The organism is Parvimonas sp. M20 (assembly GCF_035282425.1).
In the GTDB taxonomy this organism is placed as follows: domain Bacteria; phylum Bacillota; class Clostridia; order Tissierellales; family Peptoniphilaceae; genus Parvimonas.
On record NZ_JAYKBQ010000021.1, the window covers coordinates 1 to 22,354 of the forward strand.

Annotated in this window: 22 protein-coding genes and 1 tRNA gene; 3 read left to right on the forward strand and 20 right to left on the reverse strand. The window is 28.1% G+C overall.

The features are described 5' to 3' along the window. Window positions 1-98 precede the first annotated feature (98 nt). The 17 genes from VJI93_RS07410 to VJI93_RS07490 form a co-directional block, all read right to left on the reverse strand. Window positions 99-173, reverse strand: a tRNA-Glu gene (locus VJI93_RS07410). Window positions 174-367: 194 nt separating this feature from the next. Beyond that, entirely contained in the window at window positions 368-1,378 is a 1,011-nt protein-coding gene (gene tsaD, locus VJI93_RS07415) for a tRNA (adenosine(37)-N6)-threonylcarbamoyltransferase complex transferase subunit TsaD (protein ID WP_324000295.1), read from the reverse strand. Further along, a complete protein-coding gene (gene rimI, locus VJI93_RS07420) occupies window positions 1,378-1,812 on the reverse strand; it encodes a ribosomal protein S18-alanine N-acetyltransferase (RefSeq protein ID WP_324000294.1) in 435 nt (144 codons plus the stop codon). Before rimI ends, tsaD begins: the two co-directional genes overlap by 1 nt. Next, on the reverse strand, window positions 1,813-2,496 hold the full coding sequence (gene tsaB, locus VJI93_RS07425; protein ID WP_324000293.1) for a tRNA (adenosine(37)-N6)-threonylcarbamoyltransferase complex dimerization subunit type 1 TsaB: 684 nt from the start codon (window positions 2,494-2,496) through the stop codon (window positions 1,813-1,815). Further along, window positions 2,493-2,945: a tRNA (adenosine(37)-N6)-threonylcarbamoyltransferase complex ATPase subunit type 1 TsaE gene (gene tsaE, locus VJI93_RS07430; protein ID WP_324000292.1), complete on the reverse strand. Its 453-nt coding sequence runs from the start codon at window positions 2,943-2,945 to the stop codon at window positions 2,493-2,495. Before tsaE ends, tsaB begins: the two co-directional genes overlap by 4 nt. A gap of 204 nt (window positions 2,946-3,149) precedes the next feature. After that, the gene (locus VJI93_RS07435; protein WP_324000291.1) at window positions 3,150-6,413 is read right to left on the reverse strand and encodes a leucine-rich repeat domain-containing protein; all 3,264 of its coding nucleotides are present in this window, start codon (window positions 6,411-6,413) and stop codon (window positions 3,150-3,152) included. A 160-nt stretch (window positions 6,414-6,573) separates the two neighbouring features. Then, window positions 6,574-7,419 carry a YjjW family glycine radical enzyme activase gene (locus tag VJI93_RS07440; protein WP_324000290.1) on the reverse strand — a complete coding sequence of 282 codons (846 nt, stop codon included), beginning with the start codon at window positions 7,417-7,419 and terminating at the stop codon, window positions 6,574-6,576. Beyond that, entirely contained in the window at window positions 7,409-8,944 is a 1,536-nt protein-coding gene (locus VJI93_RS07445; RefSeq protein ID WP_269753225.1) for a YjjI family glycine radical enzyme, read from the reverse strand. The genes VJI93_RS07440 and VJI93_RS07445 overlap by 11 nt, the downstream gene beginning before the upstream one ends. A 631-nt stretch (window positions 8,945-9,575) precedes the next feature. Further along, window positions 9,576-10,043, reverse strand: coding sequence for a GNAT family N-acetyltransferase (locus VJI93_RS07450; RefSeq protein WP_324000288.1), 468 nt, complete (start codon window positions 10,041-10,043; stop codon window positions 9,576-9,578). 317 nt (window positions 10,044-10,360) lie between these two features. Then, window positions 10,361-10,714 carry a hypothetical protein gene (locus VJI93_RS07455; protein WP_324000286.1) on the reverse strand — a complete coding sequence of 118 codons (354 nt, stop codon included), beginning with the start codon at window positions 10,712-10,714 and terminating at the stop codon, window positions 10,361-10,363. After that, window positions 10,715-10,966 carry a hypothetical protein gene (locus VJI93_RS07460; protein WP_324000284.1) on the reverse strand — a complete coding sequence of 84 codons (252 nt, stop codon included), beginning with the start codon at window positions 10,964-10,966 and terminating at the stop codon, window positions 10,715-10,717. A gap of 51 nt (window positions 10,967-11,017) precedes the next feature. Continuing rightward, window positions 11,018-11,377, reverse strand: a complete 360-nt coding sequence (locus VJI93_RS07465; RefSeq protein WP_324000283.1) for a hypothetical protein — start codon at window positions 11,375-11,377, stop codon at window positions 11,018-11,020. A gap of 413 nt (window positions 11,378-11,790) precedes the next feature. Next, the gene (locus tag VJI93_RS07470; protein ID WP_324000281.1) at window positions 11,791-12,159 is read right to left on the reverse strand and encodes a TIGR02328 family protein; all 369 of its coding nucleotides are present in this window, start codon (window positions 12,157-12,159) and stop codon (window positions 11,791-11,793) included. Next, window positions 12,143-12,547, reverse strand: coding sequence for a YbgA family protein (locus tag VJI93_RS07475; RefSeq protein ID WP_324000280.1), 405 nt, complete (start codon window positions 12,545-12,547; stop codon window positions 12,143-12,145). Before VJI93_RS07475 ends, VJI93_RS07470 begins: the two co-directional genes overlap by 17 nt. Before the next feature lie 420 nt (window positions 12,548-12,967). Continuing rightward, window positions 12,968-13,621, reverse strand: a complete 654-nt coding sequence (locus VJI93_RS07480; RefSeq protein WP_324000279.1) for a cupin domain-containing protein — start codon at window positions 13,619-13,621, stop codon at window positions 12,968-12,970. A gap of 93 nt (window positions 13,622-13,714) precedes the next feature. Then, a complete protein-coding gene (locus VJI93_RS07485) occupies window positions 13,715-14,083 on the reverse strand; it encodes a DUF4180 domain-containing protein (RefSeq protein ID WP_324000278.1) in 369 nt (122 codons plus the stop codon). Between the two features lie 158 nt (window positions 14,084-14,241). After that, window positions 14,242-15,516: a dicarboxylate/amino acid:cation symporter gene (locus tag VJI93_RS07490; protein ID WP_324009220.1), complete on the reverse strand. Its 1,275-nt coding sequence runs from the start codon at window positions 15,514-15,516 to the stop codon at window positions 14,242-14,244. Between the two features lie 310 nt (window positions 15,517-15,826). On the opposite strand from VJI93_RS07490, the gene VJI93_RS07495 reads away from it, so the two are divergent. After that, window positions 15,827-16,522: a Crp/Fnr family transcriptional regulator gene (locus tag VJI93_RS07495; protein ID WP_324000276.1), complete on the forward strand. Its 696-nt coding sequence runs from the start codon at window positions 15,827-15,829 to the stop codon at window positions 16,520-16,522. A 12-nt stretch (window positions 16,523-16,534) separates the two neighbouring features. After that, window positions 16,535-17,335: a CPBP family intramembrane glutamic endopeptidase gene (locus tag VJI93_RS07500; protein WP_324000275.1), complete on the forward strand. Its 801-nt coding sequence runs from the start codon at window positions 16,535-16,537 to the stop codon at window positions 17,333-17,335. A gap of 132 nt (window positions 17,336-17,467) precedes the next feature. On the opposite strand, the gene thrS is transcribed toward VJI93_RS07500, so the two are convergent. The 3 genes from thrS to VJI93_RS07515 form a co-directional block, all read right to left on the reverse strand. Further along, window positions 17,468-19,414: a threonine--tRNA ligase gene (gene thrS, locus VJI93_RS07505; RefSeq protein WP_324000274.1), complete on the reverse strand. Its 1,947-nt coding sequence runs from the start codon at window positions 19,412-19,414 to the stop codon at window positions 17,468-17,470. A gap of 193 nt (window positions 19,415-19,607) precedes the next feature. After that, entirely contained in the window at window positions 19,608-20,909 is a 1,302-nt protein-coding gene (hisS, locus tag VJI93_RS07510) for a histidine--tRNA ligase (RefSeq protein ID WP_324000273.1), read from the reverse strand. Between the two features lie 2 nt (window positions 20,910-20,911). Further along, window positions 20,912-21,604, reverse strand: coding sequence for a DUF6873 family GME fold protein (locus VJI93_RS07515; RefSeq protein ID WP_324000272.1), 693 nt, complete (start codon window positions 21,602-21,604; stop codon window positions 20,912-20,914). A gap of 118 nt (window positions 21,605-21,722) precedes the next feature. Between VJI93_RS07515 and mscL the strand changes: the two genes are divergently transcribed. Continuing rightward, window positions 21,723-22,136, forward strand: a complete 414-nt coding sequence (gene mscL / locus VJI93_RS07520) for a large-conductance mechanosensitive channel protein MscL (protein ID WP_324000271.1) — start codon at window positions 21,723-21,725, stop codon at window positions 22,134-22,136. The last annotated feature ends 218 nt before the right edge of the window (window positions 22,137-22,354 follow it).

The window sequence follows — 22,354 nt, forward strand, 5'->3', positions numbered from 1 at the left end:
AATAGGGCTCGAACCTATGACCCCCTGCTTGTAAGGCAGATGCTCTCCCAACTGAGCTATGCGCCCAAATATAACCAACAAACCAATTAAAAATAAAGTGGTGACCCCACCGGGATTCGAACCCGGGTTACCGCCGTGAAAGGGCGATGTCTTAACCGCTTGACCATGGGGCCTCATCAATCAATCCTTATTCTAAAATTGACTGCCTAATAATTATATATCATAACTTGTAATTTGTCAATACTTTTTTTAAAGTTTTAATACGATTAAATCTTTCTTTAAAACATACTTGTCAAACAGTTACCCGAATATTATACACTTTATTTTTTTTATTGTCAACACTTTTTCACAAAATTTTTTGATAATTTTATAGCTCCAAATTCGGCTCAACATTTAGTGTTAAATCACTTCTTACTCCAAAAATATACTCATAATATCCTGATGACGCAATCATAGCTGCATTATCTGTGCAAAGTACTTTATCCGGAAAATATGATTTAAAATTATTACTTTCACTCATTTTATTTATTTCTTCTCTTAATGTATTATTTGCAGATACACCACCTGACACGACAAGAGTATCTAAGTTTTTCTCTTTCATTAGCTTTTCAGTTTTATAAATCAACACATCAAAAACAGCCCTTTGAAAACTTGCACAGACATCTTCTTTTGATATTTCTTCATTTTTTTGTTTTTTACTGTTTAAATAATTAAGCACAGCTGTTTTTAATCCGCTAAAACTAAAATTATAGCTGTTTTTATCAAGCATTACTCTTGGAAAATCTATTGCCTCATCATTTCCAAATTTTGCAAGTCTTTCAACTTCAGGGCCTCCTGGATAATTCATTCCCAAGCATCTAGCAACTTTATCATAAGCCTCTCCACAGGCATCATCAATAGTCTTTCCAATTACTTCCATATTATTATAGTCTTTTACATGTACTAAATAAGTATGTCCTCCAGAAACCAAAAGGCAAATAAATGGAGGTTCTAATTCTTTATGAGTTATCAAAGCCGCACAGATATGTCCCTTCATATGATTAACTCCAACCAGTGGCTTTTTACAAGCATAGGATAACGCCTTTGCTTCTGAAATTCCAACAAGCAAAGCTCCTACAAGACCCGGCCCTTTAGTTACAGCTATTGCATCGATATCATCTAAAGTAATTTTTGCTTCTTCCAAAGCTTCTCTTACTATATTATTGATTACTTCTAGGTGCATTCTGCTTGCAACCTCAGGGACAACTCCCCCAAACTTTTTATGCATATCTATTTGAGAAGAAATTACATTCGAAATAATTTCTCTACCGTTTTTTACAACAGCAACACTTGTTTCATCACAACTGCTCTCTATCGCCATTATTTTAATATCATCCATCAAACTACCTCTTTTAACATCATAATTCCATTTTCTTTCGGATTGCTATAGTAGTCAACAATCTCCCTAATTTCTATAAATCCACATTTTATATATAGATTAATTGCAGGAATATTGCTTTTTCTAACTTCTAAAAATATCTTTTTAACATTATTTTTCTTTAATTCATTTAGTAAAAATTCGAAAATTTTAAAAGCAATCTGTTTTTTTCTAAAATCTTTTAAAACAACTATTTTGTAGATTTCAGCTTCATCTAAAATTTGATTAAATAGAATATATCCAATTACCTTTTTTTCGTTTTCTGCTACAATGACTCTTTGATTTTTTATATATTCTAAATAAAATTTTTCATCAAAATTATTGGAAAAATTTTCCTTATCCAAAGCTAGAATATCAAAGACATCTTCATTTTCGGCATATCTACATAAAATCATCTATTTTCCTTTATTTTCCATATCTCTTTGTGCTTGTGAAAGTCTTACATATTCTGGACTTAAGTTAAAACAGTCTGAAATATCTCCACTTTCAAATTTTCTTTTGCCTATCACACAAGCATTTCTTGAAACACAACTGTTCAAACAAGCAGGGGCAATCTCAAAATTTTTATTTTTTAAAATTCGATCTTTATATAAATTAACGCAATCTCCTACAAAAACAAATTCTCCTTTATCTGAAAATTCTTCCAAAAGCTCATCAATAGTTAAAAGTGCAGGAGATACAATATTTTCGTTGTTTAATCCTTCATATACTCCATAATAAACTCTTTCACCTCTGGCGTCAATTAAAGGAATTTTCTTTTTGTCGGAAAACACTCCAAAAGAAAGAGCCTCCAATGTGTTTACGGCAACCATTGGCTTATTTAAAGCCATTGCCAAAGCCTTTACAACCGTAACTCCTATTCTTATTCCCGTAAAAGAGCCCGGACCAGTAACTGCAACAAATAAATCAATATCTTCTATATCAATATTTAATTTTTTAAGCATTTCATCAACCATAACAAGCAAAATTTCATTATGGCTCATACTTTGATTAATACTAAAATCCCCAACAATATTATTATCTTCCATTATGGCACAAGAACTATGAGTTGTTGAAGTGTCTATTGCTAAAATTTTCATTGTAATTCCTCTATAATTTCAATTTCTCTTTTATTATTTCCTCTAATTACAATCTTTCTTGAATTTTCAGAAATTTTTAAAATCTCAAGCTCGATTAAATTTTTAGGTAATAAATAATCGGCATTTTCCGCCCATTCTATCACTGTTATACCATCAGGATAAAAGTAATTTTCATAATCTATTTGATAAAGTTCTTCCGGAGAGTCAATTCTATATAAGTCCATATGATTAAACTCAAACTTTCCAGAATATAAATTAACTAAATTAAAAGTTGGAGAGGTAATATCTTCATTTATCCCTAAATTTTTTCCCAAAAATTTAGTAAAAGTAGTTTTCCCAGCCCCAAGATCTCCAACCAAAGAAATCACATCACCATTTTTTAAAGTTTTCGAAAATCTTTTAGAAAAATTATCACATTCTTCTAAAGAATTTAAAATAATCTCTAACAAATTTCCCCTCCTAAATTCTAAATATAAATTACATTTTATTATATCATAATTTCTTTTTGACAATTAAATTTTGGTTATTATGATAAAATAATTACAGCTTTATCATAAGGCATAAATCTATAATTATTATATCACAAAAAATATTTTTATAACAGTAAAAGCAGAAAAAGGAGATTAATCCAACCTCCTTTTTCACTATATAAATTATTCTGTAAATTTAAGTTTTACATTCTTCAATGTCCAAGTATATTCTTCTAATGACATTTTTAAATTTAGGTCTAACTCTTTTTCTTTATATTTAGCGATAACTTCATCTGAAAAAGTTAGCTTTATCTTGTTTGTATTTAAATCATAACTGGCTTCTATTCCTTCGACTCCGGTACTTATTTCACCAAATGGATTCAAAGCTTCCTCCGCTCCGAAAACTTGTGCCAATGAATTTCCAAGTTCTTTAGTTCCTTTAAAAGGCGTTGTAAAAGAAACTTCCTTCCCTTTTACTTCAACAGTTTTTCCAAAATCTACTCCTTGACCAGAAAATTGCATGCTTCCAATTCCTTCATTTAATGCTTTTTCCAATCTTTCAGCAATATAATCTCCTAATCCTTCATAATTTTTAACTCTATTTCCTGAAAAATCTAAATCTTCAATTTTATCTAAACCCTTAATAATTGAAACATCTTCTATTCTATTAGCTGAAATATCTAAAAACGTAAGCTTTTTCAAGTTTTTTAAAGGAGAAATGTCTGTAATTCCCTTAGAAATTTTCTTGTGAAGTTCATCTCCCTCAACAGTTACATTATAATGCAAATCCAATCCTTTAAGATTTGTAAGATTAGAAAGGGGTGTTATATCTTCAATTAAATTGTTATATAATTTCAAGAAAGTAAGCTTTGTTAAATTTGAAAGTGGTTTTAAATCAACAATTCTATTTCTTTGAATTTCTAAGTATTCCAATTTAGTTAAATTTTTAAGAGGAGAAATATCTGAAATCTCATTTTCATTTAATTTCAATTTCTTCAAATTTTTTGCATATTCCAAACCTTTAATACTCTTCATACCCCTAGTAACAGCAAATTTAAAATCTTTTGTTCCAGCTAAACTTTGAGGAACTCCAAGAATTGAATATTTTGCATTTTCACTAAAATCAGCACTTCCATCTTCTTTTAAAAAGATTGATAATTCTGTTAAACTTTCCATTTCTTCGACTGTAACTTTTTGATTATCAGCTCTATTTTTATCTAAATTCTTATTTATTACCTTTAAAAGTTTTGCATCTTCAATTTCAACATATTTTTTAGCTGATTTAACTAATTTTACTTTCAAATTCAGTACAGTAGGATTGTTCGCATAGTCCATTTCGTTTTCACATTCATATTTAACTTTTACTTCTAAACCGCTATCTGTAATATTGTTGAAAATGTCAGATGTTAAATTGAATTTTAGCTTTCCGTTTTCCAAAGTTACTGATATATTTTCATTATCAGTGCTAACTTTAATATTTCCACCTTTGGCAATCTTTTCAAGTCCAACAAAAGGATTTTCAATCTCAAAAGTTTTTTCGCTAACTTCCACATTTTCTAAATCAACATTTTGATTGTGAATAACTTTTTCGAATATTCCCTTCTTATCATTTATTGGTGAAAAATCTTTTATTTTATTTCCATCAAGTTTAAGACTTGAAAGCTCATTCAAATCTTTAAGTGCAGAAATGTCAGAAACATTATTATTAGATAAAATTAAATTTGAAAGTTTATTTAAAGATTTTAAAACACTTATATTTTCTACATTATTCTTGTCTAAATACAAGTAAATTAAATCTTTTAAATTGCCCACAGCATCAATATTTTCTACATTATTTTTATTCAAATTTAAGCTTGTAAGTTTATTCAGATTTTTCAAGGAAGTAACATCTGAAATTTTGTTATTTTCGAGATTCAAATCTTCAAGTTTTGTAAGTTTATTTAATTTAAAACTGTCAAGATTATTTCCCTTTAAACTCAATTTATTTAGCTTTGTCAAACCATTTATTACAGAAATATCTTTTATTTTATTATTTCCTAAATCTAGATTTTCCAATAATTTCAAATTTTTTAAAACACTAATATTCTCAATATTATTGTTATCCGCTCTAAAATAAGTCAATTTTTCAAGCTCTTTAACATAACTTATATCAGAAATTTTATTTGAATAGATATCTAAAAGAGTTAATTTTTTAAAGTTTTTAACAATGCTCATATCAAAAACTTTATTCACTGCAAAATCAAAATTTTCTAAATTTGAAAGATTTTTTAATGAGCTAATATCAGAAATATTATTATGTGAAATATATAAAAATTTCAATTGTGTTAAATCTTTTAGTGGAGAAACATCAGATATTTCATTATGAGAAAGTCTTAATAATTCAAGATTTTTAAGACCTGCAAGAGGTGTTAAATCCTTAATAGCTCCCTCTGAATATCTTATTTCTTCATTATCATCAGGAATTTCTCCGGAAGAAATTGTAAGAGTTTTTAAATTTTTACAATATTCAAGCCCTTTGATACTGCTAACTTCTATAAGATTTTCTTCAGCAGCATCCATTCCTCTGATTCCAATAGATTCAATTTTTTCCAAATCGCTCTTATAAATTTCATTGGAATTCTTATCTTTTCTATATGATTTATCATTAAGTTTAAAATTGTATTCATTCATTTCTGCTTCAAAGCTATCTTTGCCTTCATAGGCATGTAACTTATCCAAAATGAACTTTTTCAAATTTTTATCTTCAAACTCTACAACCTTATCTTTTTCTTCATCAGGCTTATTATCATCTGGCTTGTTTTCGTCAGGTTTGTTTTCATCTACTTTTGAATTTGCATCATTCCACATCAAAACTCCGACATAGTCGTAAGTTTTGCCTTTTATTTCTATATTTCCGGATAAATTGGCAGAATTTTTATAAGTACCTTCTGCATTTGAGTTATAAGCCAAAACTGAAGACATCAAAATTCCTGTACCAACTGCAACAGATAAAAGTTTTTTTGCATTTCTCTTTTTAGAAACTAAAACACAAATAACTCCAACAATTCCCGCTACCGCAATTGTTACATTGATTTTGTAAACTCCTGCAATACCTGTTTTAGAAAGTTTTCCTTTTTTAATTCCATCCTTAATAGCTTCTACAACTTCAAATTGTATTTTTTCATTTTCTAAAACTTTCTTTTCTCCGACCTTTACATCACCGATTTCAAGTTCTTTACCTTTAACAATTTTAAGACCTTTTATATCTTCTGTCTTTACTTTAACTCCTACCATATCTTTTGAGCTCTTGTTTTCAACAGAAATCTTAAAAGTTCCTTCGCCATCTGCGATTAAATTTACTGTGATTCCTTCTTTGTTGTAAATCACAGTTTCACTATCAGCAAAACTCACTTGTGAAAAAGAAAATCCACAAAGTAGCGCTAAAGCTAATATGTTTTTATTTTTCATAATTATCCTCCGTTAAAAATAAATATATACTAATATTTTATCATATTATGTCATATAAGTATAATAATTTTTTCTTATGCACAAGTTTGTATATATAATTTTTTTCTATAAAAAAAGAACTATGCACCACATAGTCCCTTAAAAAATTTTCTAATACAAATTAAACGATAATAACATCTTCAAATCCATTTCTGATTGCTATTTGTTTTAATTCTTCCATTTCATCATCCGTTGGAGCTGAAAACATACTGTATTCTTCTCTAACTCCATATTTTCTGTATTTTATAATTTTATATCTAATGTTATGTCCCTTTTTTATGTATTTGGAAAGCATCCTTGTAATTTTATCAACTGTAGTTCTATTGTCCATTCCAGCAATCGTTACAGTCCTTATCTCAAAAAGTTTATTTATACTTGCAAGATATTCAGCATTTTCTAAAACTACATCAACCTTACTTTTAGTTATAAAAAGATGTTCCTCATTATCAAAAGCCTTTATATCAAGCATAAAAGCATCTGAAACTTCAACAAAATCAGGAAGTCTCTTTAAAGGTATTCCACCATTTGTATCAACAAAACAAGTAAGACCAAGCTTTCTAACCTCTGTAAAAAGAGAAGTTAAAAAAGTATGTTGCAAAGTACATTCTCCACCACTAACTGTAATCCCCCTTATAAAAGGTATATTCTTTTTTATTCTTTCGACCGTTTCTTCAACTGTCCAATTGTAAATCTTTGGACTTGAGAGATGCTTACAAACCCTGATACATTCATCACAATTTATACAGGTTTTATCATTCCAAACTATTTTTCCATTTACATTCTTCAAACTCTTAGTCGGACAAGACGGAATACATTCCATACAATTTATACAATGTCTAATAGTTTCAGGATTATGACAATAAAAACAGTTAAAATTACAACCCTGTAGGAAAATAGACGTCCTGTTTCCAGGTCCGTCTACCACCGACATATCTATTATTTTATTTATAATTCCTTTATTTGACATCTCTAACCTTACGTTCTAATAAATGATATTTTTCAAAAGCCTCTCTTGCATATTGAACAGTATCATAGCTGATACTTTCTCCGTCAATAAATTTTTGCATATCAGATTTCTTTACTAAATATCCTGTTACACGAATCAAATCGCCATTTTCTCCATAACATGAAATATATCTCATATTTAATCTAAATGCAGCCTTAAAAATATCTAAAACAGCAGCAGGATTCTTTTCAGCAGTTTCATCAAACGGAAAATGGTCGCCAATTCCTGACGGAAAATACTTATGGAATAAAGCTGAATGTTTAATGTGGTCATACATCGGTATTTCCTTACCAATTCTAATTCTAACTCCTGCACTATCTTCCATATCATCTTGAGCCCCAACTTGTGAATGAAGCATAAATCTATGGTTCCAGAAAGTTGAATACTTACTTTCAAATGAATTAACTCTATTTTCTACAAAATCCATTACTTCTAGCCCTAAATTGTTGGCATAATCGTCTTTTCCATACACTAAATCTTTACTTTCAAACTCTAAAAGTTTTTGAACACACTCATGAAGTCCTACAACTCCAAAAAGTCCAACAAATCTATCTAGCTCGATAAAACCTTCTTTAACTAAGAAGTTTTCCTCAAAGAAAGGAGTTTCTTCAACTATAAATCTGATTTTTCCTTCCATAAAATTGCACATTAAATCTATCGCTTCAGGCAAAACTCTATCAAAGAAATCTTGTTTTGAACTTGAACTTCTCGCAAGAGAACCAAGTCTTAATCTACTTAAAGTAAATGCCCCACCTGAAATTGGAAGTCCATTATAGCAACTTGCTATCGCATAATCTCCATTAAAATCTTTTCTATAGTATTTATCATTAGCAAAAGCAGGATTTGCAGTTAAAAGAGATGCATAAACTGCCTTTTCTCCAAAATCGTCAGGTGTAATATCTTCATCATAAAGAATAGTCATATTTGGAGTAACATTATTTAAAGTTGGAAGTAATTCTAAAATAATTTCACCTGCAACAGTCTTTTCAGGACCGATATTTGCATGGCAAAAACTGTCATTAATTGTTCTATCTAAAGAAACTAAAAACCACTTAATTAACTTTTTAGCTTCCTCTCTATCTGTAATAAATGGATCTAAAAGCTTATCAATTTTCCCAATATAAACTGGATATCTTGTTATAGAAGGAACATGATGATAAAAAATCAATAAACTGTTAATGGCATCAAGCAAAGTTTCAGCTTTCTCAAGACGTAAAAACTTACAACCCTCATCCAAAAGTTTTTGATAATTAGGGCAAATGTATCTCGGCGCATAAGGCGCATGACCTTCCCACAAATCGCAGAAACCTCCATTTTCAGAAATTTCAAAAATTCTCTCATTAACTGAACTTACAGGAAAATCATTCAAATTCTCTGCAAGCTTTGCAAGTTGAGAAGTCTTTTGTTCATAAGTTAAATCCTTAGCCTTAATAATATTCATTGATAATTCTCTAGCTTCTTCCAATGTTTTTATTTTAGAAATCATAAATACCTCCAATTTTATGTCAAAAAGTCATTTACTATTTACCCATATTATATATGAATAATCTCCAAAATGATACTGTTAATTGTCTTTTTTAAACGGATATTTTAAGAATTTTTTCAAATAAAATGTAAAAAGCAATTTATAAATACAATTGAGTATTTATGAGATTCCCATAGTAATCCCCACTTTTGAAAATATCAATGAAATTTCCAAAACAATTATACCAGAAAATACAATTACTCCAAATAAATTTACTTTTGTTTACTTGTAAACAAAAGTATGAGATCTCTCCACTTCACTCAACTTCACTTCGTTTCGGTCGAGATGACGTTTTAAGAGCTTTACTTTTAAAAGTAATTTGATGTGAAATATTTATATTTTTTTGTCAGATACGTTCTTGTATATTAAATAATACTAAAATATAATTAAGAACAGAGCTTTATAAAATATTCAAAACAATTGTATCAAAAGATACAGTTACTCCTGTCAGACCTACTATTGCTTATAAACAAGCAAAGTTAGGGCTAGATTGACTACTCTCGAGATAACGTGTTGGTGGTTTTTCTTTAAGTTGCTATGACATGAATTATTTAGTTTATATATATTTTTCAACTTAGATAACTGAGAGTTCCTAATTTTTTATATAGTGAATAATATCCATTTTATCATTTATTCTATCAATTTCTCCAGTCTTTGTATATCCTAATTTTTCGTATAAGTAGCAGTTTCCTTTTTCTTGAAATATTGTATCAAGCTCCCAATTACCTTTACCATGAATTCTTTCTATTTCATAGAAAGCTTTTTGAGCTAACCCTCTATTACGAAATCTCTCCATTATAAATACAGGTGCTACTCTTTTTCTGCTTCCTTCTCTCCTATCAATTACCCGAATAGCACCAACGATATTATTTTCCTCATAAATATAATAAAAGAAAGTATATTCTTGAAGTAATTTAGTTTTGATCTTTTCTTTAGTTTCATTTGCAGGATTAGTATCAAAATCTTGATATTTATCCAATAATTTTTGGAATGCTTGAACTTGCATTTCCCATAATTTTTCTGTGTCCTCAACGCTTATTCTAACTAACTTTATATTCATAGTTCACCTCAATTTCTAAATCTACTTCTCTAAAGATTAATATTATGACAAAATTAATTTTATATAAACCTTTTTAGTATTTCTTATTCAACTTTCTTAAATTTGCTAAATTAATATCATAAATGACACTTCTTAATTCTATCATATAACATTAGTGTTATATTAGTTTTAAACTAACAATACATAAATCAATAGATTTTAATAATTGTGATTATAGTTTTCTCTTATATTAATTATCCCTTTAATTCCATGGAATTGTATTTCAGCTAAGACTCTTCAAAACTTACTAAATCCATATTATCTTTAAGACAAACTTTTTAACTATTTTCATAATAACTTTTAAGTTTATAAAGTTGTTCTTTTATGTTACTCTTTAATTCTTCTTCTACTTGAAAATAAGTCAACAACTCTTCTATTTCATCCTCATCTCGTTTTAATCTTACAAAATTAAATACTTCTTCATCATGATAGGAATCTTCAAATATACCTCTTAAAGTAATTAACCTAAGAAGATTTTTGTTAAAATTGTCTTCCAATTTATTAAAATATATCCCTAAATGTACTAAAGCTTTTTCTTTTTTTCCTAATTTATATAAACATTTAAACATCATTCCATGTTTCCCAATAATATCAGAAGATTTTAGTGAACACTTATAAGCTTTTTTATACATTCATTGCTCATAAAACACCCTTGACTTTTCTAATATTAAATCATACTTATATCTATTTAAATCATTACTTAAATATTTGTATTTAAAAATTATATTATTAAGCTCATAAAAGTAATTATTAATAGTCTTAAAATTATTTGCCATAAAACTTATATTTGGATTAAATGGAAAGAAAACTCTACCATTAAATTCATTTTTTGCATTATCATTATATGAATAACATGTAATAGCCTCTTTTATTTTCTTTAACAAAATAATTTCCTTACAAGTCATAAAATTATGATAAAAACTTAAGCTTTCTACCTATTCAACAATTTTTTTTGACAGTCTATCTAGTTCATTCCCTATAGGTATCAAATAATCTTTGTTCTCATCATATAAATATGATTCATTTAAACATTTATTTTGTAACATCAAATCATACTCTTCCTCACTAAAAATATTTGCTTTTATTTTGTTTTGAGATACTGAAGGCCTCATGCCACGATTGTCAAACGCCATTTGTAGATAAAATAAAATATACATGGAAATTACATTTACATCATATTCAACTACAGGTCTTACTTTTCTATATCTAATAATTTCTGGTATCTTTGTGAAAATCAGCCAAAAAATAAATCCTGAAACTAAAGATGTTACAACAGAAATGATTATTTCATACATACAACAATTTCCTTTCTAAATGTTAAATTATTTTTAATTTTTTTATTATTCTTAAATTATACTAATTACAATTATTGAATAATATTGTAAAAGTATTAGCAATATACATATTAATTATAACATAAATAATTGTTTAAGATAATGATTTATTTACTTTTAAAGAAGTTAAATTATCTATGAAATCTCCAGCGCAATTGCATCAGAAGGTACAATTGCTCTCGTCAGACCTACTATTGTTTGTAAACAATCAAAGTTAGGGTAAGATTCACTTCACTCAGCTTCGATTTAGTCAAAATGACGTGTTTGTGGTTTTTCTTTAAGTTGCTATGACATGAATTTTTTTGTTTTTTATATTGTATGACCCCCTAAACTCAGACATAGGATTTAGGAGGTCATATTATATAATCAATCTTTTATAGTTCTAATTGTATCCCTTTTTTTCTTAAGTTTTCTAAACACTCAATCAAATATTCATTATTGTGTTCTTTGTAAATTGGGGTATCTGTAATTTTTTCTTCAAGATTATTATAACTTTCTGCTTTCTTTCCTCTATAATTCTTATCTTTCCATTCTATAGATACTTTAAACCCTCTTTTTTCCATTTCATCCATAACTAATGAATGATACATAAATAAGTGATATGGAGAATATAAAAATACATAATCTACAGTTTTATGTTTCTTTTTCCATCCATTTCCCCTAAGTGCACAACATTCTCTATGTTGTCCAAGAAGCTGATTTTTAGGCAATAGATGAATAATTTTTTCATGCCAAAGTCTCATACTGTTCTCCTATTAATAAAGTTGATTCTTGTAAATATTTATTTGGATATCTAGTTAGTAAAATATTGATATATTCAATTACATATTCCTGATTATTTTTTCCTTCCATATATTCTTCTAATATATTAAATAATTCTTGTTTTTCAATTTCACTTGATTTTTCTTTAAAATATCCCCATACATGAAGAATAGCATTTCTAAAATCTTTTTTGCTTTCTTTCATATCTCTTACTTTTTGTATTTTTTCATTTAGAACTAAAATATCTACTTCTTTTTCTTTCAAATACTCTCTTATCTCTAAATATGTTTTATGAGATTTGCTTAGTACATAATATTTATTTTTCGCCCATAGTTCTTCACATTCTTTTTTTATATTTTTGTTACTCATATTAGCACCATCTTTCAAGGTATCCAAGGTATTGATACATTTAATATAACCACTTTTTATACTAATTCAAAAATGATTTAAAATTATATGTTTTTATTATACCCTAAATAAACTATTTAATTTTTGAATAATAGTATTTATATAAAACTATAAAAATTTCAAGTTACAGAGCTTTATGAAATCTTAATAAGAATTGTATCATAAGATGTGATTATTTCTGTAAATTCTACTTTTATTTACAAGTAAACAAACAAAGTTAGGGCACGCTACACTCGAGATGACGTGTTAGAGATAATCCTTTACTTTTTAGCTTAACGTTAATCCTAAAACAACTTCAAAAAATGATTATTTTTTCACAAAAAAACGACCAAAATATGGTCGTTTCATCCTATATTTAATTCTTATATAAATTTTCTCTTTTTATTCCAAAGTTAAAAGTAATGCCATTTTAAAATTCTTTTCAGCCTTTACATAATGTCTTCCAGCTTTTGCAAAGTGGAAGCATTCTCCTGCTTTTATTACATGGTCTGTTCCTTCGTATCCGATTATTCCTTCGCCATCTAATGCAAATACTATTGCTTCTCCCGGTGCTGAATGTTCTGATAGACCTGTTCCCGCATCAAATGCCATTAATACAAACTTCATTTTATCATTGTGAACTACGTCCATATTTACGATTTTACCTTCTTGGTATTGTAATAATTCACCTAATTTAAAAACCTCTCCCGCTTTTACTAACTTATTCATAAAGTCCTCCTTTTTTATTGCAATTTCAGTGAATATTGCTCCTGATTTAGTTCTCATACCAACTGGAACTTCAATTGGTGTTACAATACATTCACCTACTTTTACTTTTTTAATATTTTCAGAAAATCCATATACTTCAAGCTCTCCCTCTGCTACAATCAACAGCTTATAATAAGGGAATAATTCTGCACTTATATCTGTATCTTCTGCCATAGAAAAATATGCTATGTAATTTTCTCCTCCATGTACCTCTTTTGATATTGTACATCCTTCTAGTGCTTTATTATCTTTAGCTATGGAGAATACTTTCCCAACTTGTTCTTTCAAACTGCACCTCCTCTATTATTGAAAACAATATGTATTTGCAAAATATATACCCAATACTAAAAAATTATTAACCAAATTTTTATATTTTTATCTTTAATTGTAACTTAATAAATTTAAAGCTTCAAATTCATTTTCAACGAAAAATATATCTCTTCCACTATTACATTCATATATAAAATCTCTTAAAGATTTACTTTTATATTTTGAAAAATCTCCTATAATAGCCAATTTCATTTTATAATTTATTATCTTTTGTAGAATTTCTCCAGCTATTTTAGTTCTTAAATCAAAAAAATCTTCTATTAAATTATCTTTGCTAATTATAAATTTATTTTCTCCCGTTTCATAAGCTAAACTCATAAACACATCTAAAGCTGATTGTTCATCGAATATTAGTATTTTTTCATCTTCAATTTTTACAACATTTATATTGTCTTTAATATTTATTATTCTATATTCCATTGAATTACCTCCAAACTTAAATTGAGTCTTTTAAATGATTAATTCTAATGATATAATTTACTTATCAACAATATAATATCTTAATTCACAAAAAAGGTCAATGTAAAAAACATCGACCTTTTTATCTATTTACTTACTTTTTTAATTTTTTTATATAATTATTTATCTTCATCTACCAAGCCTGAAAGTTTTGCAACACTGTAAGTACAAACTATATCACCTGTAACATTATTCATAGTTTCAAACATATCAAGTATTGGGTTAATTCCTAATGCAAGACCAACTATGATAGCTATTTGATCTGGAGAAAGTTTCATATTTTGTAAGATTATAAATAGTAACATTAAACTTCCCCCTGGAACTCCACCCGCTCCTACTGATGCAAGTACAGTTGTTAATACTAAAACTGATAGTGAAACAAATGTAACTTCAACACCAAACATATTAGCTGCTAAAATTGCGAACATTGGTAAGTGGATACAAACTCCATCCATGTTGATTGTAGAACCTAAAGGTAATGCGAATGAAGAAATATTTTCGCTTATTTTTAAATCTTCTTTTGCAACTCTAAGAGATACTGGAAGTGCTGCAGCAGAACTTCTTGTTACAAATGCAGTTAGCATTGGTTCTTTTATTTTCACCAAAACCTTGAAAGGATTTACTTTTAATGTGATAGCCATCATTAAAGGATAAACTATTACTACCATGGCAAAAATTCCAAGTACAACACCAATTGTAAGTTTAATATAAGGTCCAAATAATGATGAACCATAACTTGCAAAGTTTACTGAAGTAAGAGCAAATACCCCAATTGGAGAATATGCTAAAATCCAATCTACAATTTTGAATATAGCTTCTTTTGCAACGTCGATTATTTCAAGTAAAGTCTTAACTTTTCCTGAATATTCAGCTCTTTCGGAAATCATCTTTAGTGCAAGTCCAAAAGCTATAGAAAATACTATAATAGCTAAGAAGTTACCTTCTGCCAAAGCTTTGAACGGATTTTGGAACATACTGATAAATACATCTGTTAATGAACTGTTAGCTTTACTAGCAATTTCAGAAGTATTTTGTGGATTTATAAGAGTTTTCCACGCAGCTTGTTGCGCTTCTCCTGATCCAGGGTTAAATCCTATCGCAAGTACTGAACCTAAAACTGCTGCAAAAAGTGAAGTTAAAAAGTACCAAACTATTACTTTTATCCCAATTTTCCCAAATTCCTTTGTAGGAACAGAAGCTGCTCCATCAATTAAGGACAAAAATATTACAGGTATTACAATCATTTTTAACATTGCAACCAAAACTTGACCAAATGGGGAAACGATTTTTGTATATTTTGTAATATCAACTTTCGTTAACCACAACACAACTCCAAGTATCAAACCTGCAATAAAAGCTATAAATACTTGAAGTACCAGATTTTTTTTACTCATAATAGCCTCCTCTAAAAAATTTAACCTTATTTCAACGAAAATTCAATAAAATAAAGTCATTTAAAATAATATACTTTTTTGATAGCGTTCTCAGTATAATTAAATTTCATAAAAACTCTATCTGTACTATTATAATAGCATAAATAGCAATCGATTGTCAATCGTTTTTCTAAAAATTTTTATGGTAAAAACTTTCAAATTAAACCATTATTAACTAAATTTTTTTCACAAACTTTATAATTTACTATTTATTTTTTGTCATTTTTATATTATAATATTATTGTACAATAATATTTAAGGAGGAATGTTAATGGAGAGTAAATTAGTTACATTATTAAGAAAAGTTTTAATCGATAAGACATTTGATTTAAAAACTGATAGAAGATTATATTCAGAATTCACTGTTCTTAAAGTTAAGAAAAAAACTGTTATAATCAAAGAAAATGACAAATTAGATTATTTATATTTGTTAGTTAGAGGAAGTGCCAATGTTGTTCACTTCACACCTGTTGGAGAGTTAATCGTCTTTAATCACATAACTAATACTTCCATATTTGGATTACTCGAATTTATGGATGACAAACATGATTTCTACAAGAGTGTTGCATTTTTTAAAGATACAAGACTTATTAGAATTCCTGTTGAAAGATTTGAAAAAGAAGCTGAGAGTATTGAACTTTTAAAAATTTACAATCACTTCTTGTTGGATTTTGCAAAACACTCAATTGCTACATTTGATTTAACAAAGAATTATGGTAGAAAGAAAAACTTAATTGAGTTTTTCTTATCAAAATGTGTTGATGTAGAATTCCCTGTTAGAATTACTTTGACTAAAAAAGTTATTTCAGACTACTTGAGGATTAATGAAAGAACAATGTACAGATATTTAAACGAATTACTTGATAGAAATTGTATTTCAAGAAAAACTGGTAAGATTATAATTTCTAAAGAAAATTATGATAATTTAGTTGAATATTCAAAAGAAAAAGGTGTTGATAGCGAATAATAGGTGAAAATAATGGATGATTCAATAGAAAATGTAAATTTATCAAGTCCTGAAATTAAAACAAAAAAATTTAATAAAAAATCTTTATTTTTAATTTTAAATTATTTTGTAACTCCAATTTTGATTTCAGTGGTACTTTTTTTAGCTTTAAATAATCAGACCATTTTTGAAAATTTGATGAATTTGCCGTCAGTATCAAAATTCTTTCAAGACAATCCATATTTATTGAAAGACGAAGAAGCATTTAAGAATTTCATTATAAGTGTAGTGAGTTCTATTGCAATACTTATTACATTTATAATAGGAGTTTTCTTAAGTAGAAATAGAAGTGATAGTATTTCAATAAGAAAATCTGAGAGAACTTTAATAAAGTTACTATTATTTGGAGTTGGACTTGGTATATTTATGATTTTATGGAATATCATAGTTTCATATTCATATCAGTTATTAGGACTAAATTTTAGAAGTGAAAATACTCAAGGTATTTTCAAATCTTTACAATATAATAAGATATTAATAGTAAATATGTTATTATCAGCTCCAATTGGAGAAGAAATTGCTTTTAAATATGGTATATTTACATTTTTCCATGAAATTTTTCAAGATAAAGGAATTTTTTTGAAAGTCATCATTCCATCGTTTATTTCAGCATTTATATTTGCTCTAATTCACGACGGATTGTATTTAGTTCCTTTGTATATAGTACCAAGCTTTATTGGTTGTTTAATATACAAAAAAACTAGATCTTTATTGCCTTGTGTTTTCGGACACTTTTTAAATAATCTAATTGCGTTAATAATAATGTTTTGGTAAAATAAGAACCCCACCCTTCCACGATACTTCGCATCGGGTGGGTTCCCGGAAACTTTGCTGTTTCACAATTAAAAAGCTATTGAAGTTTTGCTTCAATAGCTTTTTTTGTTTAATATAAGTTCTTTATTTTTATTATTTTACAATTTTTGAATTTACTTCTTCCAAAATCATTTCAAGGAATATCTCAAATTTCACTGAGCCCTTATCTCCCTCTCCACGTTTTCTAACTGAAACAGTTCTTTCGTTTACCTCATTTTCTCCAACGATTAAACTATATGGGACTTTAGCAAGTTGTGCTTCTCTGATTTTTAATCCGATTTTTTCTGCTCTGTCATCCACAACTGCTCTTATATCTTTTTTTGCAAATTCTTTTTGTAATTCATTTGCATAGTCATTAAATTTATCTGAAATAGGTAAAATTTTAACTTGTTCAGGTGCTAACCAAGTTGGAAATGCTCCTTTATATTCTTCAATCAAGTAAGCTACAAATCTTTCCATTGTAGAAACAATTCCTCTGTGAATTACAACAGGTCTGTGAGTGTTCTTTCCGTCTTCCCCAACATAAGTCAAATCAAATCTTTGTGGTAATAAGAAATCAAGTTGTATTGTAGAAAGAGTTTCTTCTAAACCAATAGCAGTTTTAACTTGAACGTCAAGTTTAGGACCATAGAAAGCAGCTTCTCCCTTTGCCTCAAAGTATTCATATCCCAAGTCGTCCATGGCACTCTTAAGCATAGCTTCAGCATTATTCCACATTTCATCATCATCAAAGTATTTTTCTTTATTTTCAGGATCTCTATAACTTAATCTAAATTTATAATTCTTTATATCAAAATCTTCATAAACTGATTTCATTAAATTTACAACTCTTGTAAATTCATCTTTAATTTGATCCGGACGAACAAAGATATGAGCATCATTTAAAGTCATCTCTCTAACTCTTTGTAATCCTGAAAGTGTTCCACTCATTTCATAACGGTGCATCATTCCGAGTTCAGCAATTCTTATAGGAAATTCTTTATAACTATGAACATCATTATTGTAAATTTCCATATGATGTGGACAGTTCATCGGTCTTAAAACCAACATTTCTCCATTTCCTAAGTCCATTGGTGGAAACATACTATCTTGATAGTGATCCCAGTGGCCTGAAGTTTTATACAAGTCAATATTTGCAAGAATTGGAGTGTAAACATGTTCATATCCACATTCGATTTCTTTATCAACTATATATCTTTCAACTACACGTCTGATTGTTGCCCCTTTTGGTAACCAGAATGGAAGACCTGCACCTACATTTTGGCTAATCATAAATATTCCCAATTCTTTACCAATTTTTCTATGATCTCTTTGCTTTGCGTCTTCTAAAAATTCAAGATATTCATCCAAATCTTTTTTCTTTTCAAAACTGATACCATAAATTCTTTGTAGCATTTTATTTTTTTCGCTACCTCTCCAATAAGCACCTGCAATGCTTAAAAGTTTAACAGCTTTTATCTTTTTAACATCAACAAGATGTGGTCCTCTACAAAGATCAGTAAAATCTCCTAATTTATAAAAAGAAAGTTCAGCATCTTTGTCAAATCCTTCAATTAAGTCAATTTTATAGTCTTGTCCTTTTTCAGCAAAATATTTTAAAGCAAAGTCTCTATCAACTTCTTTTCTATCAACAGAGAAGCCTTCCTTAATTATTTTCTTCATTTCTGCTTCAATTTTCTCTAAATCTTCTGGTGTGAATTTGTGTTCTGAGTCTAAGTCATAATAAAATCCGTTGTCTATTGCAGGGCCTATTCCAAATTTTGTATCTGGAAATAGTCTTTGAATAGCAAGAGCCATAACGTGACTTGATGTATGCCAGAAAATTTCTTTTCCTTCTTTATCTTCAAACTTTACGAATTTAACAGCACAATCTTCTTTTAATGTTTCGCTTAAACCTTTTATAATATCATCATTAACAACAGCACCTAAAACATTTCTTGCAAAACCCTCTGAAATGCTAATTGCAACATCTAAAATCTTTACACCCTTTTCAAATTCATGAACAGACCCGTCAGGGAATGTAACTTTAATCATTTCCATATTATCCTCCTATAAAAAAAGAGCCTCATCCCTACAAAACTGTAGGGACGATGACTCGTGGTTCCACCCTAATTACTTCTTAATTAAATAAAAGACTCCGTAATAGTTTTCGGCAAATAGCATTCTTAAATGAAATTCCAGCCACGTTTCATCCTCTCTTAAAGCGCTTAAGTCCTACTCGTTACTTCAATGTCTATATTAACTTTAATAATCCTTCGAAATCAACAGTCTTTTGTTCTCCAGTCTTTAAATCTTTGACAGTGTAAGTATTATTTTCTTTTTCGTCCTCACCGACTATGATTATATAAGGAATATTTAATTTGTCCGCATAAGATATTTTTTTCTTCATCTTAGCGTCTTCAAAATATATTTGTATCATTTTACCACTATTTTTAAATTTATTCAATAGTTTTATAGCATAATCATAACAATTTTCCATTGGAATAATTAAAGCGTCAATGCTATTAGTCTTAATTTCTTTAAATAAATTTTTATCAAGTAGTTGATAAAATAATCTTGTAAGTCCAATAGAAATACCAACTCCCGGTAAAATCTGACTTGTATAATTACTTGCCAAATCATCATATCTTCCACCTGAACAAACACTTCCAAGTTGTCTATAATTTTCTAAAAATGTTTCGTAAACAGTTCCGGTATAATAATCAAGACCTCTTGTAATAGTCAGATTAATCTTTATACAATCCTCTGGAATTCCAAAAAGTTTCATACAATCATAAACTTCTTTAAGTTCTTCAACACCCTTTTCAAAAAGTTCATTAGAAATTCCTAATGAATTTAATTTTTCGATAATTTCTTCATTACTTCCTGAAATTTTTATAAATTCTATAATTTTTTCTAAACTATTATCATCAAGTCCTGTATTTTTAAGTTCTTCTACAACTTTATCAAAACCAATTTTTTCAATCTTGTCGATTATTCGAAGCATATCAGCTTTATTGTCTATACCCAGATTTTCAAAAAGTCCATTAATAATTTTTAAATTACTAAAATTAATCGCAAATTTTTCATTAATAATTTTTGAAAAAATTTCATAAATAATATAAGGAAGCTCTGCATCATTTTTGATATTAAGTTTTCCATTCCCAATAATGTCAATATCGCATTGATAAAATTCCTTATATCTTCCCTTTTGATTTCTTTCTCCACGATAAACTTTACCTATATGATATCTTCTAAAAGGAAAATTTAAGTCGCTAAAATATTGAGCAACATATCTTGCCAAAGGCACAGTAAGATCAAATCTTAAAGAAATGTCCTTGCTTTCGGAGTCGATTTTAAAAATTTGTTTTGTAGTTTCTCCGCCACCCTTAGCCAAAAGAATTTCATTCTTTTCAAAAATTGGCGTATCTATTGGTAAAAAACCACGTTTTTTAAAAGTATCTTCAATTATATTTTTAACATTGTCAAACAAAATTTGTTCATTTGGTAAAAGTTCCATTGTACCAACAACATTGCTCGGTTTAATAAATCCCATAATTACCTCCAGAGTGAAATAATTCCACCTAAATCAACAAAAGTTTCATCTTTAGGATAGAGTATTTTCACATTTTCTTCATCAGCTATGCGTTTAATTATATCATAATCTCGATATTTTGTCACATCACCATAAAATAATAAAATATCATCAAAAATGAAACCACAAGTTCCGCCAATAAATCCTTTTTTATATCCATTTAAAACAATTCCCTCAGTTGTAACGAGTTCAACATTGATATTTTGAGCTTTTAAAGTCTTATATGCACCCTCATCGCTTGTTATTATATGATTTTCAAAACAAATCATACTACAATTTGAATAGCCTTGATTTATCTTTATATATTCTCTATTTAATCTTAGTTTTTCAAAAATTTCTTTTGTGGTAAATTTTTCGTTATGAAAAAAATATTTGCTATTTTTTGCTATGTTTAAAACTATTTCTCCGTTTTTAAAGTTTGATACATCTATCTTTTTTAAATTAAATTCACTCAAATACTCTCTGTAATAGTTATAAACAGATTTTTCTATATAAATATCATCATCGATTTTTAAAATACTTAAATCAACATGGTCATTATAATTTCTATTAAATTTTTCATTATTTAAACTTTTTATATATTTAATATTTTCATTTTCTAACAGTTCTAGAAATTTTGCACTAGCGCAGTTACTAACTATAATTTTTTGTAACATATTAATCTCCTAAATGATTAAAATACTTAAAATTGGGTACTAACAAACTGAATGATTTTAATGTACTTATATTTTATTATAACACATTTTATCATATTTTATTTATAGGAGGAAGTTTATGTTAAAAGAATTTAAAGAATTTGCCATGAAAGGTAATGTAATGGACTTGGCAGTCGGTGTAATTATAGGTGGAGCATTTGGAAAAATCGTTACATCCTTAGTAAATGACGTTTTAATGCCATTAATTTCAATTTTAACAGGTGGAATTAATTTTTCAGATCTAAAAATTGTCTTAAAAGCGGCAGATAAGTCTAAAGAAATTGCAGAAGTTGCTTTTAAATATGGTGCATTTATTCAAAATGTTGTTGATTTTTTAATTATCGCATTCTGTATATTTATGATGGTAAAAGCTATGAATAAGTTAAGCAGAAAGAAAGAAGAAGTAGTTGAAGAAGCTCCAGCTGGTCCAACTCAAGAAGAAATCTTAACAGACATTAAGAATATCTTAAATGATATTAAAGAAAAAAACTAAATTAGATGAAATTTAAAAATCCAAGTTGTCAATTCAACTTGGATTTTTAATTGTGAAACAACAAGGTTCCCAGGTACCCGCCCGATGCATAGCTTTGTGAACGGATAGGGTTCTTATTGCGAAGCAACAAGGTTCCCGGGCACCCGCCCGATGCATAGCTTTGTGAACGGATAGGGTTCTTATTGCGAAGCAACAAGGTTCCCGGGCACCCGCCCGAT